This window comes from Candidatus Uhrbacteria bacterium (genome assembly GCA_016699205.1).
Lineage (GTDB): Bacteria > Patescibacteriota > Patescibacteriia > 2-12-FULL-60-25 > 2-12-FULL-60-25 > CAIXDN01.
Genome location: CP064964.1, coordinates 878,797 through 900,921, shown reverse-complemented (window position 1 = coordinate 900,921; position 22,125 = coordinate 878,797). Strand labels below are relative to the sequence as shown.

The following is a 22,125-nucleotide window of genomic DNA, read 5'->3' as shown; positions in this document are numbered from 1 at the left end:
CTTTTTGGCTGGAGCCTTCTTGGCAGCCGGCTTTTTAGCCGGAGCGTCGTCCTTTTTGAGGAAACGGTCGAGAAGTGGCATAGGATTAGGCGTAAATCTTCTCAAACGCAGCGACCGCGTCCTTGAGGAAGGCGACCGAGCGATAGGTAAGAACGTCATTCAAGTTCACGCTGTTAGCGGTCACGAGTTTAACGTTAGGAATGTTGCGGACCATGCGGAGCAAGGACGGATTGGAAGCGGATGCAACCAAAAGCGTGTTGCGATCAAGCGGCAACTTCTTGATCATCTCGGCCATGACCTTGGTCTTAGGCGCGTCGGTCTTGATCGCTTCAATAGCAATCATCTTCTTGTCGAGAACCTTGTCAGACAAAGCCATGAGGAGCGCTGTGCGCTTGGCCTTCTTGTTTACTTTCTGGGAAAAATTGCGTTCGGAAGTTGGACCAAAAGCGATACCACCGCCAATCCACTGCGGGTTGCGGATGGAACCCTGACGAGCGCGGCCCGTACCCTTCTGCTTCCACGGCTTCTTACCACCACCGCGTACTTCACCCTTGGTCTTGGTGTTAGCAATCGCGCGGCGGGCATTGTTGCGCTGGGCAACCATGACCTCGTGTACCAATGCCTTGTTAGGCTTGATACCAAACAACGCCTCGTTGAGAGCGAGTTCACCAACGGCCTTGCCGTCCTGGTTGTAGATAGAAATGCTCGTCATATTAGGCGGAGTGGATTTCAATAATGGCGTGGCGCGCACCTGGTACCGCACCCTTGAGAGCGATAATGCCGCCCTCACGGATCTCGACGACTTCAAGGTTCTTGATCGTCACGCGCTCGTCACCCATGTGACCAGCCATGCGGCGTCCCTTGAATACGTGCTGCGGACCACCGGCACCGATCGAACCTGGCATACGCTCCTGGTCCTTGTGACCGTGAGACTTTGGATGACCGTGAAAGCCATGACGCTTCACGACACCCTGGAAACCTTTGCCCTTGGACTGGCCAACGACATGAACGGTTTCGCCCGGCTGAAAGATACCCGCCTCGATCGCGTCGCCGCGCTTGAGCGAGGAATCGCTCTCGACACGGAAATCGCGCAAGACGCGCATCGGGGGCAAGTCCTTCAAGTGACCTGCTTCCGGCTTGGTTGCGTTCTTATGATTTTGAAAACCGATCTGCACGGCTGTAACACCGTGCTTTTCGGCAGTTTTGACTTGCGTCACGATGCACGGTCCAGCTTTCACGAGCGTCACGGGTACAACCGTGCCGTCCGCCGCATAGACCTGCGACATCTCGAGTTTTTCGCCCAGAATGAATTTCATAGGTCGGATTGGTCGCGTTAAAATCTTTTTACAAACGAGTGCATAACAAAAGCCCGTAATCTGCGGACGATCGGGAATCGCCTTCAAATTACGGGCTTCTGTAAGTCCATGATTGATGGGTTTTCGCGATTCGCTGCAGGGAGGTTATTCCGACGAACGTCGGAAACTTTCTCCTTGGGAACCTTTGTTTTCAAACTACATCTTGATCTCCACATCGACACCGGCTGGCAAGTTGAGCGACGTCAGAGCGTCGATCGTCTTTGCGTTCGGGTCGAGGATGTCCACGATACGCTTGTGGATTCGCATTTCGAATTGTTCACGAGCGTTCTTGTGAACGAAGGTGGAACGGTTAACCGTCCACTTTTTCTTCTCGGTCGGAAGAGGCACCGGACCGACAACTTTTGCGCCGGAGCGCTCGGCTGTCTCAATGATCGTACGCGTGGCCTGATCGATGATCTTGTGGTCGTACGCACGAATCTTGATTCGGACTCGGTGGCCGCCGGCGGCTTCCTTGGAAGCGGCCGACTTGGATTTGGTGTCGGACATGTGGAGTCGGAGAGGACCATGGCATTCCTCCTATCCGCTGATCTTCCGAACGCTTCGGCTGATCGGCGGAGAGGAGGAAATCCTCTCTCGGTTAAATTTATTTGATGATCTTGGTAACAACACCGGCACCGACCGTCTTGCCACCCTCGCGGATGGAGAAGCGCATCTTGTCTTCAACGGCAACCGGAGTGATGAGCTTAACGATGATCTTGACGGTGTCACCTGGCTGAACCATGGCGACGTCGGCAGGAAGGTTGACTTCACCCGTCACGTCCGTTGTACGGATGTAGAACTGAGGCTTGTAACCAGTGACGAACGGCTTGTGGCGGCCACCTTCTTCCTTGGTCAAGGCGTAGATTTCACCTTCGAACTCGGAGTGAGGAGTGATGGAACCCGGCTTAGCGAGAACCATACCGCGCTCGATATCTTCCTTCTTCACACCGCGGAGCAAGAGACCCGCGTTGTCTCCGGCCAAACCCTCATCAAGCTGCTTGTTGAACATTTCGATACCCGTGACAACCGACTTGCGTGGTTTCACCGAGACCGACGATTTCAATTTCTTCGTTGATCTTGATCATGCCGCGCTCGATACGTCCCGTGACGACCGTACCGCGACCTTCAATCGAGAACACGTCTTCAACTGGCATGAGGAACGGCTTGTCGGTTTCACGGACAGGCTCCGGGATCCAGGTGTCACAAGCGGCGATCAAATCAAGGATCGGCTTGGAAGCGACCTCATCCGTCGGGTTCGCAAGGGCCTTGGTGGCGGAACCGCGGATAATCGGGGTGTTCTTACCGTCAAATTCGTACTTGGTGAGAAGTTCGCGAACCTCTTCCTCAACGAGGTCGATAAGTTCAGCGTCCTCAACGAGGTCGACTTTGTTCAAGAAGACAACAATAGCCGGAACGCCGACCTGACGGGCAAGCAAGATGTGCTCGCGCGTCTGCGGCATAGGACCGTCGGTTGCAGCAACCACGAGAATAGCTCCGTCCATCTGGGCGGCACCCGTGATCATGTTCTTGATGTAGTCGGCGTGGCCCGGACAGTCTACGTGCGCGTAGTGACGAGTCTCAGACTCGTACTCGGTGTGAGCCGTAGCAATCGTAATACCACGAGCCTTGGACTCGGGAGCCTTGTCGAATGAGTCGACACCGGCAGCCTTGGCAAGTCCCTTGTGGGACAAAACCGTGACGATTGCCGCAGTCGTCGTCGTCTTGCCGTGGTCAACGTGGCCAATTGTGCCGATGTTGACGTGCGGCTTTGAGCGCAGAAACTTGTCCGCCATAGAAGTACGTGACGTTAAATTTAGCCGATAGAATAAGGTTCGCTGTTAAAAGCGAGTGACACGAGGATACCAGAGCCTAAAAAAACGCGCAAGAGGCGGGGTTTTCCCCTATTTCGACTCCTCATCAGAGGGCTCCAAATAGAAGCGTTCCTCCATAGAAATTTCGCTATCTTGAGCCATTTCTGGAGATTCCATGACCTGAATAGCAATTTCCTGAAGAACTGGGGCCGATTCTGGCTTGGATGGGGCTGTAACTGGGGTCTGGATAAACTCCGTAACCGTCGGTTCAGCCATCGGTGAAGCCGCCGGCTTTGGGGCCAAGGCCGGGGCGACCTCGCTCAAGCGTTCATAAGTCTGAAGCGACATAACCACCATCGGCTCACGCCCGGCGGCGTCCGTAACAATAAGCGGCGCCCCCATACGGCGAGCCGACTCCAAAATGCGCTGAAATGACATATAAAAACGATCTTGGACGATGGGAGATAAAACGTCAAACCTATTGACAAAACTCCAAAAAATGGCTAACTAGTCACGTCGGACCAGTAGCCGACACGAGGAGCTCCTTGGAAACCAGGGCACTGGATGGGTATGGCAAGCCAGTCACGATGACGACGCTCGACAACGGCACGACCGTCATCTCGTTTGAGCAGAAAAAGCTACAAGTCACGAGCTTTCTACTCACCTTTGCGACTGGATCAATGCACGACACCATTCCGGGTGACGCTCACTACCTCGAGCACATGGTGATGGAAGGTCCGTCTCGCGGCGGTATCCATCCTGTCCTCCTTGACTTCGAATCCCGTGGAATGACGGGGCTCGTCGCGGAAACAGGTCGTAACTTCACACGTTATGGTGCAACAACATACGTCGAGCATGCACCGGAGCTGCTAACGCGGCTGTTCCAGATCGTCACTCGACCAGAATTCGGAAATACGGAAGTGGAAAACGAGAGACCGATCATCATCTCGGAATATCGTCAGAACCGCTTCCATGAATTTTTCCTGGAGACCGAGCGCCTGTTGATTCCCGAATGCCGTACGTGGAATCACCGAGGCACGGGCGACGAAGAAAGCATCGCCCGCATCCAGCCGGAAGGACTGAAAGCACGACACGCGGATACATATACCGCTGCAAACCTGCTCGTGCTCGCATACGGCAAAGTCAATCATGCCGAGCTCGTAGAAGAGGTGGAACGTCTCTCATGCGAGCTTCCGCGTGGATCCGTACGTACCGTTACTCGATGCTGGAACAAGGTCGACAACGGCAGGTACGAATACAAGCGACCCTTCTTCAATTCTACCCAGCTCTCGCTGGTGTTCGATGGAACACACGTAGAAGACTTGATCACAAGAATCCGTTTCTCGTTCTTCGTTGATCTGCTCTTCGGACCAACCAGGGGCAGCTTGTTCAAAGAGCTGCGTGTGAATCGCAAGCTCGCCTACATGACATCGGGAACAACCTGCCCGCTTCCCTTGAGTACATTCGAAGTGACTCTTAGGGGAATCGATCCTGCTCGCGCGGATGAAGCAGAGTCCTGTATCTGCGACATCCTGCAGGGACACGCAGACAACGGATTCGATGCGACAGCCATCGAATACGCCCGTACGGACCAGCTCCTGAAAAAGCTGGCAAAACCAAGCAAGCCGTCATTCGGCGAGCTAGAAGAAGACTGGCTCTACGGCAACCTCGGAAAAAACCCTGATGGCGTTGCCGCAATCCGCTCTCTGCACGACGACGGTCTACGCGACATTGTGCGCGCGATCTACGACCCCAAACGCTATACACGCTTTCTCCTCCTTCCGGAGTAAACATCCTCACACCCCGCCCGACTCTCTGTCGGACGGGGTGTTCACGTTTTAGTTATACCACTTAGCCTGCTCCTCATAGAGCTTGGCATACGTTCCTCCTTTAGCGAGCAGCTCCTCATGCGAACCATCCTCCATCATCGTTCCATTCTCAAACACAATAATACGATTAGCCCGACGTACCGTAGAGAATCGATGGGAAATATAGATAATCCCCTTTCCTTTCAAATTTTCGTGCAGCTGCTCAAAAAAGGCCGTTTCAGCCAAGGCGTCCATAGCAGAAGTCGGCTCATCGAGCGCAATCAATCGTCCGCCATGCACGAGTGTTCGCGCAATCAATAAACGCTGCGCTTGTCCGCCAGAAACACTGCGCGGCTCGATTCCAGGCGGCGCAACCCAATCGCCGATAAATGTTTTCATACCATCCTTCAATTCCCGCACCACCGCATCCGCGCCAGAAATTTTCAGTGCGCGATTTACCGAAAGCCCATGCTTGGCCCAACGTGCATCCGGCTCGCCAAATAACAAATTATCCTCCACAAAATCTTGATACAGCTTTCCGCTCTGCATCAGCAAATGAAATGCCCGGCGCCATTCGGTCGGCTTATAAGCATCGAGCGGCCTACCATTCAACAAAATCTCTCCTTCACTCGGTTTATCAAGCGCCGCGAGTAAACGGAGAAACGTCGACTTTCCTGCGCCATTCTCCCCCACAATCGCGACATGCTCATTCTCTCGCAACGTAAGGGAAAGATTTCGCAATGCGAATCGCTGCGTACCAGGATAATGATAGCCAACGTTTTTAAACTCAATCACTAATTTTTCTCGAGGAATCTGGCTTCCTTCATTTGATTCCACCGGAATACGGAACACGTGATCAACACGCGCAAGAATCCCTGCATTCGCTGCAAGTCTCGCGATCGCCGTCGTCATTCCGCCCAAACCCTCTCCAACCAATCCAAACAAATTCAAAGAAACATAAAGCGTTCCGAGAAGCGCAGGATTTTTAAACGCTTGCGGCGCAAACAAAAAGATAATAACCGCATAAGCAACACCCTGAGCGAACGCTAAAATAAATCGCGCCATCGCGCTGCTCAAACCGGTTTTCTTGAAACGCTCGAGCACACGACCAGCCGCCTCTCGATATCGAGCAAGCAAACGCGGCGCTGCATCAAGCAAGCGCAGCTCGCGAAAATCCTCGCCCATCATGAAGACATACTTTGTGTATTCAATGCGCCGCCCATCCAAAGAATTCCATGATGAGGCCCACAAATCATTCTTAGCTTCAAATGAAGCATCGAGCATCTGGAAAACCGCGACGCCAAACACCAGCGCCATCACCCACCAAGGTGCCGTTGTCGCCAAACTAATCGCACCAACAAGCTGGATAATCGATCGTAATAATTGCTCGGTGTATGCAGGCAAGCTATGAATGCGCCACAAATCTTCACGTACGTAATCAAGATCGCGGCGAATATCGGGCGCGAGCAAACGTTCCGGCGCAATCTTAGCGAGATGCGCATACACCGCTTCATGCGCCGCCAATGTCACGGAGCGCTCTCCCCAATCTGCCAACTTTGACTGCAAGAGATTGTCAGCCAGTTTCTGCAATCCATACGTAAGCGCGGAACCAATTACGATGGAATACACGCGGTCGGCATTACCTGTGGTAATCGCGGCAACCAAGAGACCAAAAAAGAAAATCTGCAGCGGCTGCATCGTCGCCGAGAGCAACTGGAGAAAAATGCGCAGCGCTGTTAGCCCCCGATTCGCCCGCCACTGCAAAACCAAAAAACGAACATACGACCTTCCGAGATCGCGCCAAGGAACACGGGGAATTCCAGAAGCATCCAATCGACTCATGATCCGAATTATACCATAAGGCTAACCTTAGCCTAATAAATAACTATTTCATTGACAAAAGTATTAAAATATGCTATAGTAACAGCGAGTGCTACGCGAAATATCAATTGGTTTTTACCGGCTGAAACACGCGTCACGTCCATCTGGTAGATGCTTTCCGGACAAACGCACAAAAACAACAGAAGGTTCGACAGGAAATAGTTTTCAACAGTTAGCCTGACTACGACTTCACCGTTTTGACGAAAAAAAACACCTCGCTTTCGCGAGGTGTTTTGTATCTCTTATTTCTTGTTGCGGCCTTCGATCACCGTCTGCGCCACGTTGTTTGGAACTTCACCGTAGTGGGCAAATTCCATCGAGTAGCTAGCACGGCCCTGCGTCATCGAACGGAGATCCGTCGAGTAGCCGAACATTTCAGACAGCGGTACCAAGGCGTTAGCGACACGAGCACCCGAGCGCTCCGTCATGTCCTGGATCTGTCCGCGCTTGGAGTTGAGGTCACCGATAACATCTCCCATGAACTGTTCCGGCATCACGACTTCCACCTTCATAATCGGCTCAAGCAAGAAGACACCAGCCTTCATCGCAGCCTCTTTGAAAGCGAGCGAACCAGCGACCTTAAAGGCAGCTTCCGAAGAGTCAACGTCGTGGTACGAACCATCGACGAGCGTAACCTTCACATCGATCACCTGGTAACCAGCGAGCACGCCGCGCGTGGTCGCTTCCTGAATACCCTTGTTGATTGGCTGGATAAATTCGCGCGGAACAACTCCGCCCTTGATCTCATCGATAAACTCGTAGCCCTTGCCCGGTTCATTCGGTTCAAGATTAATCACCGCGTGACCATACTGACCGCGACCACCAGACTGACGGACATACTTGCCTTCAACGTTCTCAACCTTGTTGCGGATAGCTTCGCGATACGCAACCTGAGGCTTGCCAACCGTAGCGTCGACCTGGAACTCGCGCTTCATGCGGTCAACGATGATTTCCAAGTGAAGCTCACCCATACCGGCGATAATCGTCTGAAGGGTTTCTTCATCGGTACGCACACGGAAGGAAGGATCTTCTTCTGCAAGCTTCTGAAGAGCAAAGCCCATCTTTTCCTGGTCGCCCTTGGTCTTTGGTTCGATAGCAATCGAGATAACCGGTTCCGGAATCACAATCGATTCAAGCACAAGCGGACGAGACTCCTCGTACAAGGTGTGACCTGTAAAGGTTGCTTTCAAACCGACAGCGGCGGCGATTTCTCCGGAGTACACGTCGCTCACTTCTTCACGCTCGTTGGCGTGCATGCGCACGATACGCGAGATACGTTCACGCTCACCCGTCTTGGCGTTGATCACGTAAGAACCGGAAGACAATTTACCAGAGTAAACACGGAAGAACACCAAACGTCCGACGAACGGATCCGACATGACCTTGAAAGCCAAGGCAGCAAAAGGTTCACTGTCATCCGCGTGAATAATAACCTCCTTGTTCTCATCATCAACGTCATGCGCGATGATTTCCTTAATGTCGAGCGGGCTTGGGAGATAATCGACAACCGCGTCAAGCAAGAACTGGACGCCCTTGTTCTTCAAAGCGGAACCGCACAAAATCGGATAAATCTGGCTCGCGATAACCGCCTTGCGCAAACCCGTCTTCAATTCCTCGAGCGAAAGCTCTTCGCCGGCGAGGTACTTGTTCATCAAGTTCTCATCCGTTTCAGCAATCGCTTCTACAACCTTGGCGCGATACTCCTTGGCCTTCTCAAGCATATCAGCCGGAACTTCGCGCTCCTCAAACTTCTGGCCCATTTCATCCAAATACACTTCTGCTTTCATTCGCAAAAGGTCGATAATACCGGAGAAACCAGCCTCAGCACCGATCGGCAGCTGGATCGGATACGCGTTCTTGGTGAGCTTCTCGTGAATGGAAGCGACGTCCTTGTAGAAGTCGGCACCCATGCGGTCGAGCTTGTTCACGAAACACAAACGCGGAACCTTATGCTTGTCAGCCTGGCGCCAAACCGTTTCTGACTGAGGCTCTACACCGGCAACACCGTCAAATACCGTAACGGCACCGTCGAGTACGCGGAGCGAACGCTGAACTTCAATCGTAAAGTCGATGTGTCCTGGCGTATCGATCAAGTTCATGCGCTTGCCCTTCCAAAAACAGGTCGTGGCAGCGGACGTAATCGTAATACCGCGCTCCTGCTCCTGCTCCATCCAGTCCATCGTAGCTTCACCCTCGTGCACTTCACCGATCTTGTGCTTCTTACCGGTATAGAAAAGCACGCGCTCGGAGACCGTCGTCTTACCGGCGTCGATGTGGGCGATGATACCAAAGTTACGGGTGTCGAGGAGAGAATATTCGCGGGGCATATAGTGTTAGAAAGAGACCGCAGACCTTGTCTGCGGTCTCATATTTTTTATTTCGCAAAGTGGGCAAATGCGCGGTTGGCCTCGGCCATGCGTTGCACGTCCATCTTTTTCTTAACGGCATCACCTTGGTTCTGTGCGGCTTCCATGATTTCGAAAGCGAGCTTCTCGGCCATCGGTTTGCCCTTGCGGGAACGGGCCGCGGTGAGCAACCAGCGATACGCAAGCTGCACACGGCGCTCGGCGCGCACCTGCATCGGAACCTGGTAGTTCGCACCACCGACGCGCTTGGCTTTGACTTCCAAAAGCGGCGAGATGTTCTTCATGGCTTCGTCAAAAATTTCCATGGCTGGCTTCTTCATCTTGGCCTCGACCTGATCAAGAGCCTCGTAGACGATTTTCTGAGCCGTGGTCTTTTTACCGCCGATCATCAAATAGTTGATCAGTTTTCCGATCAATGGGTTCTGAAACTTTGGGTCGATAGGCGCAGCGCGCTTCGGAGCTTGTTTTCCTCGCATAAATAATTCAGTTCAATCGTTACTTCTTTTCTTCCTTAGGACGGCGGGCTCCATAGAGGGAACGGCTGCGGCGGCGACCCTGAACGCCCTGTGTATCGTACACACCGCGAACGATGTGATAGCGCACACCCGGAAGGTCCTTCACGCGTCCGCCACGAATCATGACGATCGAGTGTTCCTGAAGGTTATGACCTTCACCCGGAATGTAAGCGGTGACTTCCGTTCCGTTGGAAAGACGCACACGGGCAATCTTACGAATGGCCGAGTTCGGCTTTTTAGGCGTCATCGTTGTTACCTTGACGCATACGCCGCGCTTGAAAGCGGCGCCGCGGCGCAACATGGTGCGCTTGCGATGCAAGGTGTCCGTAGCATACTGCAAAGCAGGGCTCTTGGACTTGACCCGAGTGGCCTTACGAGGACCTCGGATGAGCTGGTTGATAGTTGGCATGATGGGCGCAAATCTATCAGCGTTTAGCCCAATCCGTCAAGCGTTTCAGGAAACAAGCCGAAAAAGCCAGTCAGACAAAACGGAAATCCAAGAAAAAATACCTAATCCTAGCACCGCATCAAGAACGATGAGTGCCAAAAGCAAAAACGGCCCCTGCGTCTCAAGCCAAACCCGTGCGCCCTGATATTTAGGGCCAGCCAAGGCAGAAAGTAGCGCTTTTGAACCATCCAACGGCGGCAAAGGGATCAAATTAAAGAGCATCAAGGCAAAATTGATGCGGCCCAAGAACCAAAGCGCGGCGACCAGTAAGTTGTTTCCACCCAGAGCCGGAGCGGCAATTCCGTACAAAAACGCAAATAAAAACCCAAAAATCAGGTTAGAACCCGGTCCCGCTGCCGCGATAATCGCTGGGCCCCATACCGGATACTTGAGGTTGTAGGGATTATAAGGAACCGGCTTAGCATAACCAAAACCGGCAATCAGGATCATCAAAAAACCAAACGGATCCAGATGAGCCAATGGGTTGAGGGTCAATCGGCCTTCACGCTCAGCTGTGCGGTCTCCGAGCAGCTTCCCCACCCAAGCATGGAAAAATTCATGGATAGACAAGGTAAAAACCAGAGCACCCACGATTACAAGGAAAACCAGCGGCTCCTGAAAGAGCAAAGACAGCAGATTCATGTCCCATATAATGGCATGCTCCTCCCCTCTTTACAAAACCCCGGGACTCGGCTAATCTTTCGGCCATTCCTATGTCCCGCATCGACCAACTCTCCGGCAAGCGCGCCAAAGTCGTCAACTCGCGCAGCCACTCCAATATTGCGACCAAGCGCAAACAGAACGTGAATCTCCAGACCATCCGCGTCGATGGTAAGCGTATTCGCGTTTCCACGCGCACGGTCCGCTCATTGAAGCGTGCAGCCGCCATCGCTCACGGCGAGATCCCGACCCGAAAGCAAAAGAAGGCCGCCAAAAAGGCTGCCTTTGCCGCCAAAAAGTAAGCAATAAAAAAAACCTCCGCATCGAGCGGAGGTTTTTTATTTAGAGCAAACGCTCAGGAGTTTTACTAATCAGCTTCACCGCGTCATCAACCGTATCGACCAGATGCATAATATCCATCTCAAATGGCTCAATAAATCGGTTTTTCTCAAGCATCGTTTTCTTGATCCACTCGAGCATTCCGGTCCAATAATCTTTTCCGACTAAAATCACCGGAACCAAATCCGACATCTTGCCGGTCTGGATCAAGGTAACAACTTCAAACAGCTCATCAAGCGTTCCAAATCCTCCCGGAAAAAACACATACGCTTGAGCCGAGGCAGATAGCATGACCTTGCGCGTGAAAAAATAATGGAAACCTTTGGACTTTTTCACATATTGGTTGCGGCGCTGTTCCATCGGCAGAACAATATCGAGCCCGACAGACTCCCCGCCCGCCTCAAACGCACCCCGATTTCCGGCCTCCATAATACCCGGCCCGCCTCCCGTAATAATCGTGAAGCCTTCTTTTGCCAAACGACTTCCGAGCTCGCGCGCAAATTTATAATACGGATGATCAGGCAAAGCTCGCGCCGATCCAAAAAACGTCACCTCGCGATGCAAACTGGAAAGAAACTCAAATCCTTCCACGAACTCCGCCATGATACGGAAGATTCGCCAATTGATATTGTCGGTAAAATTCTCCGCCTCCCAAGGAACGCAAGTGTTGTTATCGCTGCACACCCAGTGCTTAAAGCGATGCGTTGCCGGAGTTCCGGCTCCCGGATGCGGCCCCGTCCAGCTCGGCTGCGGAAAAAACTGCGTCTTGGACGCAGATGCCGACTTGGACTTGCCCGCTTTCTTTTTTTTGACCGCTTTTGATTTTGGCATGGATCGATTGTAGCAGATCGTCAGCGGACATGTTGAAACAACTTTTTCTTTCCGGCCTGCTGTTCAAGTGAAGAAAAAAACGGTTCGAGATCATGCCGATTCCAAAGCGGCCCAAGCGGCCAGTCAATAAGACTTCCATCGCGCTCGCGGAATCTGGCAGAAATAATCCCGCGTTCCTGATTCAACCCTTCATGCACGACCAAAATATCATTCGTATCATTCAAAACGATATTCACGCGCCGTTTGAAAAGCGAATCAAAAGTAATCACTCCATCCTCGTATACAATTTTCTCGCTCCAGGCATCGACAAGATAAGCCAGCAGCCCGATCCAAACGATAGAAAGCATAATGCGCAATGCCGTCGAGGGTTCATGAGGCTGAAAAGCGATCCAAAGCAGCAAGCCGACAAACACCAATAATCCAAGCAGCACGGAACCGCCAAGTGAAATCGGTGTGGCGCGAATCATGATCGGCTTCATGCAGAAATCGTAACACAAAAGAGCCCGATCGGGCTCTTTTTATGTCGCGTGTAGCGTGACGCGAGTCGCGTGAACTAGAGAACGGCGTCCTTAGCTGCCTTGGCGACGCGGAACTTCACGACCGTCTTGGCAGCGATCTTGATTTCAGCGCCCGTGGCCGGGTTGCGGCCCATGCGTGCAGCGCGCTTGACCTTCACGAGTTTACCCAAACCCGGAATGACAAATTCACCATTCGTCTTCACATGCTTGAGGGCCATGTTCACAAGCGTTTCGACAAACATCGTCGCGTCCTTCTTGCTGAGGTTGGTCTTAGCGGCGAGCTCGCTCATGAGCTGGGATTTGGTCATCTTGGCCATAGTAGTCTAAAAAGTTTTGAACCCGTGATGAATAAAAGTTCGGGTTTGCAAGGGAATTATGAACCGACCTCAACGAGAACGCAAGAAAAGCAGGCTATCCGTCAAGGGGTACCCCTCAAACCCCTTGAAAAATGCCAAGCTCGCACGTATGCTCTCCCCGCATTTTCTCGAGCTTCATGCCGGGCTATAGCGCAGTTGGTAGCGCGCTTGCATGGGGTGCAAGAGGTCGTGGGTTCAAATCCCACTAGCCCGACAAGACGCTTGAGAAAATCAAATCGCCCCACCGCTTGTGTAGCAGTGGGGCGTTCTCGTCAGGCGACAGCTTTGAAATTGGATGGATGGCTCCGAGCAGCGTGCTCCCGCGCGAGAGCGTCTTCGCGCAAGAAGTCGAACTGCGCGATGATGAGCAATAGCTCGCTCTTGAGAAGCATCGCTCGAGAGAGTGCATCGATCTGCTGGATACGCGTCTCCAGATCAGCACTTTTGTCGACAGAGAACTGCTTGAGATCGATCAGATCGCACGCGTCTCGGAAAATACTCCGATAGTGATTGATCCTGTCCAGGCTCTCGTCACGGGAGCGTTCGAGCGTTGGCAGCAGCCAAGGGAGCTGGGACACGAGCTGGCACAACCGCTCTTTGGTCGCGCCGGAAAAACCCGACTCTGTCACCGCGCGCCGCACGGGACCATTGGGCTTGGGTAGTCGGCACGCCTGCGACCGCGGATTGTACCGCAGCTCCGCCACGATGCGCGTCAACGCTTCCCAAAACTCGCTTGGCTCCCGATCCCACCTAGCAATCGGTCGCACGCCCTCATACATATCGACAGCCGACATACGGCAGCCTCCATGACTCTTGCGAAGGTACAAACGCCTAACAAGCGTCTGCTCGCGATACTACGGTCTTTTACGAATTTGTCAACCCTTGCCAGACGGCCCGGAACCTGCTAATCTGCAGTCATTGGCCCCTCGAGGGCCTTTTAAAAAAGCATTTATGGCCAACCCTATCTCCTACGCGTTCAACTATCTCCGCTCCGCAAAAGCCGAACTTGAAAAAGTCACCTGGCCTTCGCGTGAAGAAGTCGCCCGCTACAGCGCTCTCGTCATCGTGAGCTGTGTCGTCTTGGCTGCCTTTTTTGCCGCCCTCGACATCGGTCTGAGCCGTGGTGTCACCGCCTTGCTGGAAAACCGCCAAGGCACGACCCAGGCTCCAGCCACCGTACCGATCGTCCCAGACCTTCAGTCCGGAATTGAAGCTGTTGATGCCAATGGCAATCCGGTCGACGTTCAAATCACTCCGCAATAAAAAAATTAAAAAAAACACACGTATGCCTAAGCAAACCGCGGAATACGGCCGTCGCTGGTACGCGATCCACACGTATAGCGGATACGAGGAAAACGTCGCCGACAGCTTGAACCAGCGTATCGAGGCGCTCAACATGAAGGATCACATCTTCAATGTCCTCGTCCCAAAGGAAAAGAAGATCAAGATCAAAAACGGCAAACGACGCGTCGTAGAAGAAAAAATCTATCCGGGATATGTCCTCGTCGACATGAACGTAACGGACGACTCCTGGTATGTCGTACGAAACACCCCAAACGTCACGGGTTTCATCGGTACAGGCACAACCCCTTCCCCGCTTTCCCAATCAGAAGTCGACAACATTCTGAAACGTGCCGGCTCAACCCAGAGCGAACCGGAAATTACGATCGACCTCCAGGTCGGAATGGCTGTCAAAATCGGCGATGGTCCGTTCAAAGGCTTTGAAGGCAAGGTCAATGAAATCGATGGCGCCCGCGGTAAGGTCAAAGTTCTCGTCTCGATGTTTGGACGCGAAACCCCGCTGGAACTCGACTTCACACAAGTCAAAAAGATCTAAACCGCATAACCCTTGCCAAACGGCAAGGGTTTTGCTATAAACAGGCCACTGTTACGCGGTCGGCGGATGCTTCCCCGCCACTCACATAACCACATTTATGGCTAAGAAAATCAAAACCCTGATCAAGGTTCAGGTCATCGGCGGCCGCGCCACTCCGGCTCCTCCGCTCGGTCCTGCCCTCGGTCAGCACGGTATGAACATCGCCGAATTCTGCAAGCGCATCAACGATGCGACCCAGGATCGTCTCGGCGACGTTGTTCCGGCCGTCATCAGCTTGTATGAAGATCGTACCTACGACTTCATCCTCAAAACCGCTCCGGTCTCCGCTTTCCTCATGAAAGCCGCCAAGATCGAGAAGGGCTCGGCCAAACCGCACATCGATAAGGTCGGCAAGGTCACCAAAGCTCAGGTCCGCGAAATCGCGGAAGCAAAAATGCCAGACTTGAACTGCTCCACCATCGAAGCTGCCATGAAGCAGATCGAAGGCACAGCACGTAACATGGGCATCACGGTCATCGAGTAATATCGACAAGCAAGTCCCCGCTCCGGCGGGGATTTTGCTATACTAAAATAAATTATGAAAAAATCCCTGTTTGCAACACTGCTTTTGTGCTCGCTTCTCTCCCCATTTTCGCACGCTCAGGCCATGACCGTACGCGGAGGCGATCAGTTCATTCTCCCCGCCTCAGAAGCTATTAGCGATGACCTCTATGTTGGCGGTGGAACCGTCATCATTAATGGAAACATTATTGGCGATCTCCTCGGTGGAGGCGGTAATGTCACGATCAATGGAAATATCTCCAATGATGCAAACATCGGCGGTGGCAACGTCTCCTTGCTAGGAGAAGTTGGCGATGACGTGCGAATGGGAGCTGGTAGCGCTGTTATCGGCAAAAACGTAAAAGGCGACATTCTCTTTGCCGGTGGCACGCTCTACATCTTGAAAGACGCCATCATCAGCGGCGATATTGCGTTGGCCGGCGGATCGATCGTGATCGACGGCACCGTCAAAGGAAAATCACTCATCAGCGCCGACTCCATAACGATCAACGGATCTCTGGAAGGCGAGGTAGAGATTTACTCGGGCACCAACCTAAACTTCGGACCAACGGCAACCGTACTCCAACCAATCAAACATCAAGGCATGGTTGAAGCCGTCGTTGCAGAAGGTGCGCGCGTTGGAAAAATCGATTTCACAAAAATAGAAGATCCGCGTGAGCAATCCAAAAACATCGACAGCTCAACGGTCGCCGGTATTTTTGCCGGAATCTTTGGAATCTTCTTCATCATTCAACTGATCTCACTGATTGTCGTCGCCCTGCTTGCAGTAACCTTCATGCAGCCCCTTGTCTCGCGACTGGTGGACGAGTCGCTTTCCGACCCAATAGTGAAGCTGACCCGTGGAACCGCTTGGTTCTTCCTCGTTCCGTTGCTATTCATCATCTTACTCGCCTCTATCATCGGATCGGGAGTGGCGATGGTTGTCGCTCCGGTTTACTTCCTATCGATCGCTCTCGCAAAAGTTCTCGCCGGCATCGTATTTGGTGTTTGGATTATGCGCTTGTCTTCTAAAAAAGAAGTTGCTATCGACTGGAAGCCTGTAACACTCGGCGTCATCGCTTTAGAAATCTTGTCTGTCATTCCTTTCATTGGTTGGCTTATTGGAAGCGTTGTATTCCTGCTCGCATTGGGCGGTCTGTACTCCTATCTCACGCTGCGTCTAAAAGCGATTAAAAAGTAATTCGGTCCAAAAACCCCGCCACCCGGCGGGGTTTGACATTTCCGAGGGTTTTGGCTAGAGTTCGCTCACTAAATCCTATGTGGGAGGCTAGCTAAATAAGCGGCCGACCGAACCACGTATGGCGCATTCCAAGCGTTATACCGAGCTCAAAAAGCTCGTTGACCCAAAAAAGCTCTACAAGCCGGCCGAGGCTATGGAGCTCGTTAAAAAGACGGCCACCACCAAATTCGACGGCTCGGTCGAGGTTCACGTGAATCTCGGTATCGACGTCAAAAAGGGTGATCAGCAGGTCCGCTCAACCATCATTTTCCCGCACTCGATCGGTAAGGCAAAGAAAGTGATCGCTTTCGTTGCTGCTGATAAGGAAAAGGAAGCGAAGGACGCTGGTGCTGATATCGTCGGCGGCCAGGAATTGATCGACGAACTCGCCAAGACCGGCAAAGTCGACTTTGAAGTCGCTGTTGCAACGCCAGACATGATGCCTAAACTCGCCAAGGTCGCTAAAATCCTTGGTCCGTCCGGTCTCATGCCAAACCCGAAGACAGACACCGTAGGCGCCAACATCAAGAAGCTCATCGAAGACGTGAAGAAGGGTAAGGTTGCTTTCAAGAACGATGTCACCGGCAACGTTCACCAAGCAATCGGCAAGTCCTCGCTTGATGCCAAGAACCTCCTCGAGAACTTCAACGTTCTCATCGATGCCTTGAAGAAAGTGAAGCCAGCCTCCGCCAAGGGCGTTTACCTCGCTTCGGTCACCTTGACCTCGACGATGGGCCCGGGCGTCAAAATCGACACCGCAGAACTCGCCTAATCCGCGATCCAAAACCCACCGCTTGACGGTGGGTTTTGCGTTACCCCCTCGTCTGTTACGCTTACGCCCATTATGCCCAAGCTCATCATCGGACTCGTCGGCCAGGCCGGCTGCGGAAAAGGCACAGCCGCCGATTTACTCCGCAATGAATACGGCGCCGGCTATATCCGCTTCAGCGGAATCCTCGGCACCGTCCTTGAAACGCTTGGAATCGATAAATCCCGTGAAAATTTCACCAAACTCTCCAACGGTCTACGCGATGCCTACGGAGAAGACGCTCTCTCCTACGCCGTAGAAAAAATTGCGTTATCCGCACCGGAAGAAATTGTTGTTATCGACGGCATCCGCCGTCCGGAAGATATTGTCGCGCTTGAACCGCTCCCCCACTTCAAACTTCTTTCGATCGACGCTCCGGCAGAACTCCGTTTTGAACGCATGAAAAAGCGCGGAGAAAAATCCACGGAATCCTCGATGACATGGGAACAATTCCAAAAAGAAGAACATTTCCCGACCGAAATCACTATTCCCGCTGTCATGGAACGCGCGTGGAAGACGATTCAAAATGCCGGAACGCGTGAAGAATTTGAAACAGCCGTACACGCAACAATGAACGAACTCGGCTTCACTCCAAAAAAATGAACGCACGCATTACCAGAATCCGTGAAGGCATCGAGCTTCCGGAATATAAGACGGCAGAAGCAGCAGCCTTTGATCTCGCTGTTTGCGAAGGAGGCATTGTCCCGCCAGGCGGAAGCTTGATGCTTCCAACCGGTCTCGTGATTCAAGCTCCGGAAGGCCACATGCTCATGATTGCTCCGCGTTCATCGACCTTCAAAAAAATGGGTCTGCGTATTGGCAATACAATCGGTATCGTTGATCGCGATTTCTGCGGTCCGGAAGATGAAATTCTTCTTTTCTTTTGGAATCCAGGGACCGAACCGATCACGATTGAAAAAGGTATGCGCTTGGCCCAAGGAATGTTCATTCCCGTCACACGCACAAACTGGGACGAAGGCGCAGCGGCAGGCCCTTCACGCGGCGGCTGGGGCTCGACTGGAGCATAAAGCTTGACATAGACGCTCCCGGAACGGATAACGTAACTCATAACCTTATGTATAAAAAAGGCCGAGCTTTCAGAGACCAGACAGAGCTAAAAACGGTCGTCGAAGCCCTGCGTGCACTCGGGTCCAAAATTGTTCTCACGCAAGGTTCATATGATTTGGTTCATATCGGCCACGCGCGCTATCTTGATACGGCAAAAAAAGAAGGCGATGTGCTGATCGTCGGTATTGATAACGATGAAAAAATCCGCATCCGTAAAGGCGCCGACCGCCCAGTCGTTCCAGAAGAAGAACGCTTGGAAATGGTCTTACATCTGCGTCCGGTCGATTTTGTCTACCTAAAAAAGCATGACGATCCAAAATGGGATCTCATTAAAACCGTGCGGCCTGATGTCCTAATCGCCGTAGAAGACACATACAGCCCGGAAGAAATCAAAGCGCTCGAGGAATTCTGCGGCAAAGTCGTTGTACTCGACCGCCAAGCAACAACATCCACAAGCGCCAAGATCCGCTTGATGCAGCTTAAGACCGCTAAGAAGCTCGAAGAAGTACTGACACCGAAGCTACTCAAAGTCTTGCAAGAAACATTGGGAGCCCAAGAAGAATAGGTATGAGCAAAGCGATTGTCTGCTATATTCCGGTACTGCATGAAGGGTACCGTCGACTCTTTGAGCGCCATTCGGACGCCAAAGAACTATACATCTTTGGAAACGATGTCATCGCGTCCTACGAACACCTCATCAAAGACATTCGAAAACTCGACCCGGAGCTCATAAAAAAGTCGATCGAAGCTTGGGGCGTGCTTGATCACGTGAATATTCTCGATGACAACACGATAAAAAAATTACAGAACGATAAAACTCCGCTCATTGTTTCTGATGATGAACTGACGGAATCCTTGGTAGAAAAATATTTTTCCAAAAATCCTGTCGAGAAAGATACAATCTTCCTGCGTTGGGGCATTAAAAAATCCATCGACCCCGTCGACGTCATTGCCGACACGGAAGTAAGCGAATCTGACTTTGACCGCCAAATGATCGAGCTCGCGCTCAAAGAAGGAACAAAAGCCAAAGACTGGTGGCGTCGCATCGGTGCACTCGCAATCAAGGACAGCAAGATCATCCTGAAAGCACACAATCTCTACGTTCCTGCCGATCAAACACCCTACGATGAAGGCGATCCGCGCAGTAACTTTACGGGAGGCAAGCACTTTGAATCATCCCTCGCGATACACGCAGAAGCCAATATCGTCGCACAGGCCGCCAAAAAAGGCATTTCTCTTGAAGGCGCCGACATTTACTGCGACACATTCCCCTGTCCGCCTTGCGCCAAACAGCTCGCCTATTCCGGGATCCGTCGAGTCTATTACAGAAACGGCTACAGCGTATTGGACGGCGACCGCATCCTCAAATCCCAAGGCGTACAAATCATCTTTGTAAAATAAAACACAAGGCCGCCGTGGAGTTCCACGGCGGCCAGTTTGTTTTGTTCTTCATTAGCGCGGCAAACGCTGGAGGATTTTCCAGCGGATATCGTCCGACCATTCGATCTCGGCATCCGGCGGACACTCGAGGGTGACGAGCTCCACATCCGACGGGATGAATCGGCGCACACCGCGGAATCCTTGCCATCCCTGCCAGACCTCCAACCGTTCCTCGACGACCCCGAGGTCCGGGTTAGCCGCATGAATCACGGTCTGTTCATCCGTCACGAGTCCGACATGACCGATTCCCAAAGCCGGGTTATGACGATACCAGGAGAAGGCCCCGGTGCTGAAGGCGAGATCGCCTGCAAGAAAGCGGCCGGAAGACAGAAAGGAACATGCCTCGTACTGCTGGATGCTCTTCCTTGGAAGCCGCACGCCGCGCTGACCATACAGCCACTTCGTGAAGCTCGAGCAGTCAAACGTGCTCGGCACTTCGCGCATACGCGCCCCGCGCCGATACACTCCGACACCGACTTGCGCCCGTGCCAAAGCCACGATGTCGACGGAAACGCGTCGATAGCCCAAGCGCTCGAGAATCTCAAGCGCTTCACGGTCACCGATCGGCAACTCAAGAGAAGGAAGGTGTGCGGCACATCGCGTGCCTACCGCTTGAAAGTGCATGACAACCTCCGGCAAAAGACTTACCAGACACCGGTAGTTCAGTCAACGCTACGACTTTCTATAATTCTTTGGCTGTTTAAACTTGAATTTCCACGGTGAAAAAATATTTTCATGAAATGAAGAAGGCCTGACACATAACCATGTCAGGCCTTCTCAGTCAGCGCCGAGACCGCACAAGAAATGCGAGGTCGAGGCCAAAGCGATCCTGGCGGTGCGCAGCAAGCGCCGGATTGTAGGTCATGCCCAACTCTACAGCACGGCCGGTTGTCAACTGTCGGAACGACGGCATGAGCGACTTACTCCTAGAACGGGACCCCCACGCAACCACCGTGTGCCATTCGAAGAACCGGAAACTGAGATCGCTATGCGCGCACAGAAAGAGCCCTTCGACCAGACCAGCCGGCTGGCAATGCGACATCTCACTGGAAGCGAACCACGCGTCGATCTGATCCACGAGGATCGTGGTCTTGCCGTCGAACCAACGCGGCGACGGCTGGACAATGCGGATCCCCATGTCGACATCCGTGAAGATTTCGTTCGGGAACTCCTCTGGGGTGATCCTGGGATCGACCACGTCGAGTCGGGCCGCCTTCAGATATTCTTCAAAGCTGGCGCGGTAGCTATCAGAGAGCCTCATCACAACCTCCTAGACTAAAACAACGAGCCATAAAAGGCTAGACAAAATAGGCCAACCTGTCAATGGATGAACCTACTTCTTCCGATAATTCTTCGGCTTCGCATACGTAAACTTCAACGCCTCAGTTTCTCCGAGCTGCTCCAAATCGGGCTCGATGAGATGCGCGTGAATATGTTTTACGCTTGAGCCATAGTCCCCCAACTCGGAAGAACCAAAACGGATCGCGACAACTCCGCCGCCAATATTCCGTTTCTTAGCCTCGTCGCTAAACATTTGGAGAAGCTCGCCCCCCGCCTCCGGATGCATCTCGGAAATATGTTCGATATGCGTTTTATAAATAGCGAGTAGCTGTTCCTTTACTTTCTCATACGGCCACTGATTCTCAGTCAAAAACCAAAACTTCCCTTCTTTCAAAATGGGATTCTTGTGATACTTCTTCAAATTCTCGACACAGAACGGGCAATGCCCCTGTTTGGCAATCTCAACCATCACATCACGCTGATCGTCGCGACGTACAGATGAAAGATTGATAAATCGATTATCGCTTGCGCTCATAGAGTTGAAATGTCGCATCAAACTCGTTCTTCTCATCCTTGGGCCAGTGTTCTTCCTTCACTAAATTCCAAGTACTCGAAATATCTTTTATCGGCATTTCAACATCTCCACCCTCAATATTCGTATGCACCCGCGTGAGATATAGCTTGTCTGCATATGCGTGCGCAATTCTATAGATTGCCTCACCGCCACTTACAAATATATTTTCACCCTTCGTCTTTTCGATCGCCTCCTCCCACGAACTTACAACTACTACCTCCGAAGAAGCTACAAAATCCTGCTGACGGGTAATCACAACATTTTTACGATTTGGAAGCGGATGTCCGAGTCTAGCGATAATCGACTCAAATGTCTTTCTTCCCATTACGACAGTATTTCCCGTCGTTAATTCTTTGAAGTTTTTCAAGTCACGCGACAAACGCCATGGCAAAGCATTCGCTTGCCCAATCACATCATTATCAGATGCCGCAACAATAATCGAGATCATG

At 52.3% G+C, this 22,125-nt stretch carries 28 protein-coding genes, 1 tRNA gene and 1 pseudogene; 12 read left to right on the top strand and 18 right to left on the bottom strand.

The window, feature by feature from the left end:
• Window positions 1-85: 85 nt before the first annotated feature.
• The 5 genes and pseudogenes from rplD to IPH19_04475 form a co-directional block, all read right to left on the bottom strand.
• Complete coding sequence (gene rplD / locus IPH19_04495; GenBank protein QQR60636.1) at window positions 86-712, bottom strand: 50S ribosomal protein L4; 627 nt, start codon at window positions 710-712, stop codon at window positions 86-88.
• A gap of 1 nt (window position 713) precedes the next feature.
• Window positions 714-1,316, bottom strand: a complete 603-nt coding sequence (gene rplC, locus IPH19_04490) for a 50S ribosomal protein L3 (protein QQR60635.1) — start codon at window positions 1,314-1,316, stop codon at window positions 714-716.
• Between the two features lie 195 nt (window positions 1,317-1,511).
• A complete protein-coding gene (gene rpsJ / locus IPH19_04485) occupies window positions 1,512-1,862 on the bottom strand; it encodes a 30S ribosomal protein S10 (protein QQR60634.1) in 351 nt (116 codons plus the stop codon).
• A gap of 97 nt (window positions 1,863-1,959) precedes the next feature.
• Window positions 1,960-3,148: pseudogene (gene tuf / locus IPH19_04480) on the bottom strand (elongation factor Tu).
• A 108-nt stretch (window positions 3,149-3,256) separates the two neighbouring features.
• Window positions 3,257-3,604, bottom strand: coding sequence for a hypothetical protein (locus IPH19_04475; GenBank protein ID QQR60633.1), 348 nt, complete (start codon window positions 3,602-3,604; stop codon window positions 3,257-3,259).
• Between the two features lie 107 nt (window positions 3,605-3,711).
• Between IPH19_04475 and IPH19_04470 the strand changes: the two genes are divergently transcribed.
• Window positions 3,712-4,956, top strand: a complete 1,245-nt coding sequence (locus tag IPH19_04470) for an insulinase family protein (protein QQR60632.1) — start codon at window positions 3,712-3,714, stop codon at window positions 4,954-4,956.
• A gap of 48 nt (window positions 4,957-5,004) precedes the next feature.
• Here IPH19_04470 and IPH19_04465 read toward each other — a convergent pair whose 3' ends face one another.
• The 5 genes from IPH19_04465 to IPH19_04445 form a co-directional block, all read right to left on the bottom strand.
• Window positions 5,005-6,816, bottom strand: a complete 1,812-nt coding sequence (locus tag IPH19_04465; GenBank protein ID QQR60631.1) for an ABC transporter ATP-binding protein — start codon at window positions 6,814-6,816, stop codon at window positions 5,005-5,007.
• Between the two features lie 281 nt (window positions 6,817-7,097).
• Window positions 7,098-9,182 carry an elongation factor G gene (gene fusA, locus IPH19_04460; protein ID QQR60630.1) on the bottom strand — a complete coding sequence of 695 codons (2,085 nt, stop codon included), beginning with the start codon at window positions 9,180-9,182 and terminating at the stop codon, window positions 7,098-7,100.
• Window positions 9,183-9,229: 47 nt separating this feature from the next.
• On the bottom strand, window positions 9,230-9,697 hold the full coding sequence (gene rpsG / locus IPH19_04455; protein QQR60629.1) for a 30S ribosomal protein S7: 468 nt from the start codon (window positions 9,695-9,697) through the stop codon (window positions 9,230-9,232).
• Window positions 9,698-9,716: 19 nt separating this feature from the next.
• Entirely contained in the window at window positions 9,717-10,145 is a 429-nt protein-coding gene (gene rpsL, locus IPH19_04450) for a 30S ribosomal protein S12 (protein QQR60628.1), read from the bottom strand.
• 45 nt (window positions 10,146-10,190) lie between these two features.
• Window positions 10,191-10,826 carry a site-2 protease family protein gene (locus tag IPH19_04445; GenBank protein ID QQR60627.1) on the bottom strand — a complete coding sequence of 212 codons (636 nt, stop codon included), beginning with the start codon at window positions 10,824-10,826 and terminating at the stop codon, window positions 10,191-10,193.
• Window positions 10,827-10,897: 71 nt separating this feature from the next.
• Here IPH19_04445 and rpmB point away from each other — a divergent pair, with 71 nt between their 5' ends.
• Window positions 10,898-11,146, top strand: a complete 249-nt coding sequence (gene rpmB / locus IPH19_04440; protein ID QQR60626.1) for a 50S ribosomal protein L28 — start codon at window positions 10,898-10,900, stop codon at window positions 11,144-11,146.
• Between the two features lie 40 nt (window positions 11,147-11,186).
• Here the strand turns inward: rpmB and IPH19_04435 are convergent, their stop codons facing one another.
• From IPH19_04435 to IPH19_04425, 3 genes are all read right to left on the bottom strand, one after another.
• The gene (locus IPH19_04435; GenBank protein ID QQR61365.1) at window positions 11,187-11,786 is read right to left on the bottom strand and encodes a TIGR00730 family Rossman fold protein; all 600 of its coding nucleotides are present in this window, start codon (window positions 11,784-11,786) and stop codon (window positions 11,187-11,189) included.
• 248 nt (window positions 11,787-12,034) lie between these two features.
• Window positions 12,035-12,493, bottom strand: a complete 459-nt coding sequence (locus IPH19_04430; GenBank protein QQR60625.1) for a hypothetical protein — start codon at window positions 12,491-12,493, stop codon at window positions 12,035-12,037.
• Between the two features lie 74 nt (window positions 12,494-12,567).
• Window positions 12,568-12,849 carry an HU family DNA-binding protein gene (locus IPH19_04425; GenBank protein ID QQR60624.1) on the bottom strand — a complete coding sequence of 94 codons (282 nt, stop codon included), beginning with the start codon at window positions 12,847-12,849 and terminating at the stop codon, window positions 12,568-12,570.
• A gap of 180 nt (window positions 12,850-13,029) precedes the next feature.
• On the opposite strand from IPH19_04425, the gene IPH19_04420 reads away from it, so the two are divergent.
• A tRNA-Pro gene (locus tag IPH19_04420) sits at window positions 13,030-13,102 on the top strand.
• Between the two features lie 58 nt (window positions 13,103-13,160).
• Here IPH19_04420 and IPH19_04415 read toward each other — a convergent pair.
• Entirely contained in the window at window positions 13,161-13,682 is a 522-nt protein-coding gene (locus IPH19_04415; protein ID QQR60623.1) for a hypothetical protein, read from the bottom strand.
• A gap of 157 nt (window positions 13,683-13,839) precedes the next feature.
• On the opposite strand from IPH19_04415, the gene secE reads away from it, so the two are divergent.
• The 9 genes from secE to IPH19_04370 all read left to right on the top strand — a co-directional run bounded on the left by secE (window position 13,840) and on the right by IPH19_04370 (window position 19,782).
• The gene (gene secE / locus IPH19_04410; protein QQR60622.1) at window positions 13,840-14,151 is read left to right on the top strand and encodes a preprotein translocase subunit SecE; all 312 of its coding nucleotides are present in this window, start codon (window positions 13,840-13,842) and stop codon (window positions 14,149-14,151) included.
• Window positions 14,114-14,725 (top strand): transcription termination/antitermination protein NusG, encoded by a 612-nt coding sequence (nusG, locus tag IPH19_04405; GenBank protein ID QQR61364.1) that lies wholly within the window; start codon window positions 14,114-14,116, stop codon window positions 14,723-14,725. Before secE ends, nusG begins: the two co-directional genes overlap by 38 nt.
• Before the next feature lie 97 nt (window positions 14,726-14,822).
• Window positions 14,823-15,248, top strand: coding sequence for a 50S ribosomal protein L11 (gene rplK / locus IPH19_04400; protein ID QQR60621.1), 426 nt, complete (start codon window positions 14,823-14,825; stop codon window positions 15,246-15,248).
• Window positions 15,249-15,302: 54 nt separating this feature from the next.
• A complete protein-coding gene (locus IPH19_04395) occupies window positions 15,303-16,466 on the top strand; it encodes a hypothetical protein (GenBank protein ID QQR60620.1) in 1,164 nt (387 codons plus the stop codon).
• A gap of 118 nt (window positions 16,467-16,584) precedes the next feature.
• Window positions 16,585-17,277, top strand: coding sequence for a 50S ribosomal protein L1 (locus IPH19_04390; GenBank protein ID QQR60619.1), 693 nt, complete (start codon window positions 16,585-16,587; stop codon window positions 17,275-17,277).
• A gap of 72 nt (window positions 17,278-17,349) precedes the next feature.
• Window positions 17,350-17,916, top strand: a complete 567-nt coding sequence (locus IPH19_04385) for an AAA family ATPase (protein ID QQR60618.1) — start codon at window positions 17,350-17,352, stop codon at window positions 17,914-17,916.
• The gene (locus IPH19_04380) at window positions 17,913-18,341 is read left to right on the top strand and encodes a dUTP diphosphatase (GenBank protein QQR60617.1); all 429 of its coding nucleotides are present in this window, start codon (window positions 17,913-17,915) and stop codon (window positions 18,339-18,341) included. The genes IPH19_04385 and IPH19_04380 overlap by 4 nt, the downstream gene beginning before the upstream one ends.
• Window positions 18,342-18,388: 47 nt before the next feature.
• Window positions 18,389-18,946: an adenylyltransferase/cytidyltransferase family protein gene (locus IPH19_04375; GenBank protein ID QQR60616.1), complete on the top strand. Its 558-nt coding sequence runs from the start codon at window positions 18,389-18,391 to the stop codon at window positions 18,944-18,946.
• A gap of 2 nt (window positions 18,947-18,948) precedes the next feature.
• Complete coding sequence (locus IPH19_04370; protein QQR60615.1) at window positions 18,949-19,782, top strand: hypothetical protein; 834 nt, start codon at window positions 18,949-18,951, stop codon at window positions 19,780-19,782.
• A 51-nt stretch (window positions 19,783-19,833) separates the two neighbouring features.
• Here IPH19_04370 and IPH19_04365 read toward each other — a convergent pair whose 3' ends face one another.
• From IPH19_04365 to IPH19_04350, 4 genes are all read right to left on the bottom strand, one after another.
• The gene (locus IPH19_04365) at window positions 19,834-20,445 is read right to left on the bottom strand and encodes a C40 family peptidase (protein QQR60614.1); all 612 of its coding nucleotides are present in this window, start codon (window positions 20,443-20,445) and stop codon (window positions 19,834-19,836) included.
• A 157-nt stretch (window positions 20,446-20,602) separates the two neighbouring features.
• Window positions 20,603-21,082 (bottom strand): hypothetical protein, encoded by a 480-nt coding sequence (locus tag IPH19_04360; protein ID QQR60613.1) that lies wholly within the window; start codon window positions 21,080-21,082, stop codon window positions 20,603-20,605.
• A 72-nt stretch (window positions 21,083-21,154) separates the two neighbouring features.
• A complete protein-coding gene (locus tag IPH19_04355; protein ID QQR60612.1) occupies window positions 21,155-21,637 on the bottom strand; it encodes a hypothetical protein in 483 nt (160 codons plus the stop codon).
• Window positions 21,621-22,124, bottom strand: a complete 504-nt coding sequence (locus tag IPH19_04350) for a dihydrofolate reductase (GenBank protein QQR60611.1) — start codon at window positions 22,122-22,124, stop codon at window positions 21,621-21,623. The genes IPH19_04355 and IPH19_04350 overlap by 17 nt, the downstream gene beginning before the upstream one ends.
• Between the last annotated feature and the right edge of the window lies 1 nt (window position 22,125).

Coding starts and splice junctions, on each gene's coding strand:
- rplD (QQR60636.1), bottom strand. CDS start 712: ATGACGAGCATTTCTATCTACAACCAGGACGGCAAGGCCGTTGGTGAA.
- rplC (QQR60635.1), bottom strand. CDS start 1,316: ATGAAATTCATTCTGGGCGAAAAACTCGAGATGTCGCAGGTCTATGCG.
- rpsJ (QQR60634.1), bottom strand. CDS start 1,862: ATGTCCGACACCAAATCCAAGTCGGCCGCTTCCAAGGAAGCCGCCGGC.
- IPH19_04475 (QQR60633.1), bottom strand. CDS start 3,604: ATGTCATTTCAGCGCATTTTGGAGTCGGCTCGCCGTATGGGGGCGCCG.
- IPH19_04465 (QQR60631.1), bottom strand. CDS start 6,816: ATGAGTCGATTGGATGCTTCTGGAATTCCCCGTGTTCCTTGGCGCGAT.
- fusA (QQR60630.1), bottom strand. CDS start 9,182: ATGCCCCGCGAATATTCTCTCCTCGACACCCGTAACTTTGGTATCATC.
- rpsG (QQR60629.1), bottom strand. CDS start 9,697: ATGCGAGGAAAACAAGCTCCGAAGCGCGCTGCGCCTATCGACCCAAAG.
- rpsL (QQR60628.1), bottom strand. CDS start 10,145: ATGCCAACTATCAACCAGCTCATCCGAGGTCCTCGTAAGGCCACTCGG.
- IPH19_04445 (QQR60627.1), bottom strand. CDS start 10,826: ATGAATCTGCTGTCTTTGCTCTTTCAGGAGCCGCTGGTTTTCCTTGTA.
- rpmB (QQR60626.1), top strand. CDS start 10,898: ATGTCCCGCATCGACCAACTCTCCGGCAAGCGCGCCAAAGTCGTCAAC.
- IPH19_04435 (QQR61365.1), bottom strand. CDS start 11,786: ATGGCGGAGTTCGTGGAAGGATTTGAGTTTCTTTCCAGTTTGCATCGC.
- IPH19_04430 (QQR60625.1), bottom strand. CDS start 12,493: ATGAAGCCGATCATGATTCGCGCCACACCGATTTCACTTGGCGGTTCC.
- IPH19_04425 (QQR60624.1), bottom strand. CDS start 12,849: ATGGCCAAGATGACCAAATCCCAGCTCATGAGCGAGCTCGCCGCTAAG.
- IPH19_04415 (QQR60623.1), bottom strand. CDS start 13,682: ATGTCGGCTGTCGATATGTATGAGGGCGTGCGACCGATTGCTAGGTGG.
- secE (QQR60622.1), top strand. CDS start 13,840: ATGGCCAACCCTATCTCCTACGCGTTCAACTATCTCCGCTCCGCAAAA.
- nusG (QQR61364.1), top strand. CDS start 14,114: ATGGCAATCCGGTCGACGTTCAAATCACTCCGCAATAAAAAAATTAAA.
- rplK (QQR60621.1), top strand. CDS start 14,823: ATGGCTAAGAAAATCAAAACCCTGATCAAGGTTCAGGTCATCGGCGGC.
- IPH19_04395 (QQR60620.1), top strand. CDS start 15,303: ATGAAAAAATCCCTGTTTGCAACACTGCTTTTGTGCTCGCTTCTCTCC.
- IPH19_04390 (QQR60619.1), top strand. CDS start 16,585: ATGGCGCATTCCAAGCGTTATACCGAGCTCAAAAAGCTCGTTGACCCA.
- IPH19_04385 (QQR60618.1), top strand. CDS start 17,350: ATGCCCAAGCTCATCATCGGACTCGTCGGCCAGGCCGGCTGCGGAAAA.
- IPH19_04380 (QQR60617.1), top strand. CDS start 17,913: ATGAACGCACGCATTACCAGAATCCGTGAAGGCATCGAGCTTCCGGAA.
- IPH19_04375 (QQR60616.1), top strand. CDS start 18,389: ATGTATAAAAAAGGCCGAGCTTTCAGAGACCAGACAGAGCTAAAAACG.
- IPH19_04370 (QQR60615.1), top strand. CDS start 18,949: ATGAGCAAAGCGATTGTCTGCTATATTCCGGTACTGCATGAAGGGTAC.
- IPH19_04365 (QQR60614.1), bottom strand. CDS start 20,445: ATGCACTTTCAAGCGGTAGGCACGCGATGTGCCGCACACCTTCCTTCT.
- IPH19_04360 (QQR60613.1), bottom strand. CDS start 21,082: ATGAGGCTCTCTGATAGCTACCGCGCCAGCTTTGAAGAATATCTGAAG.
- IPH19_04355 (QQR60612.1), bottom strand. CDS start 21,637: ATGAGCGCAAGCGATAATCGATTTATCAATCTTTCATCTGTACGTCGC.
- IPH19_04350 (QQR60611.1), bottom strand. CDS start 22,124: ATGATCTCGATTATTGTTGCGGCATCTGATAATGATGTGATTGGGCAA.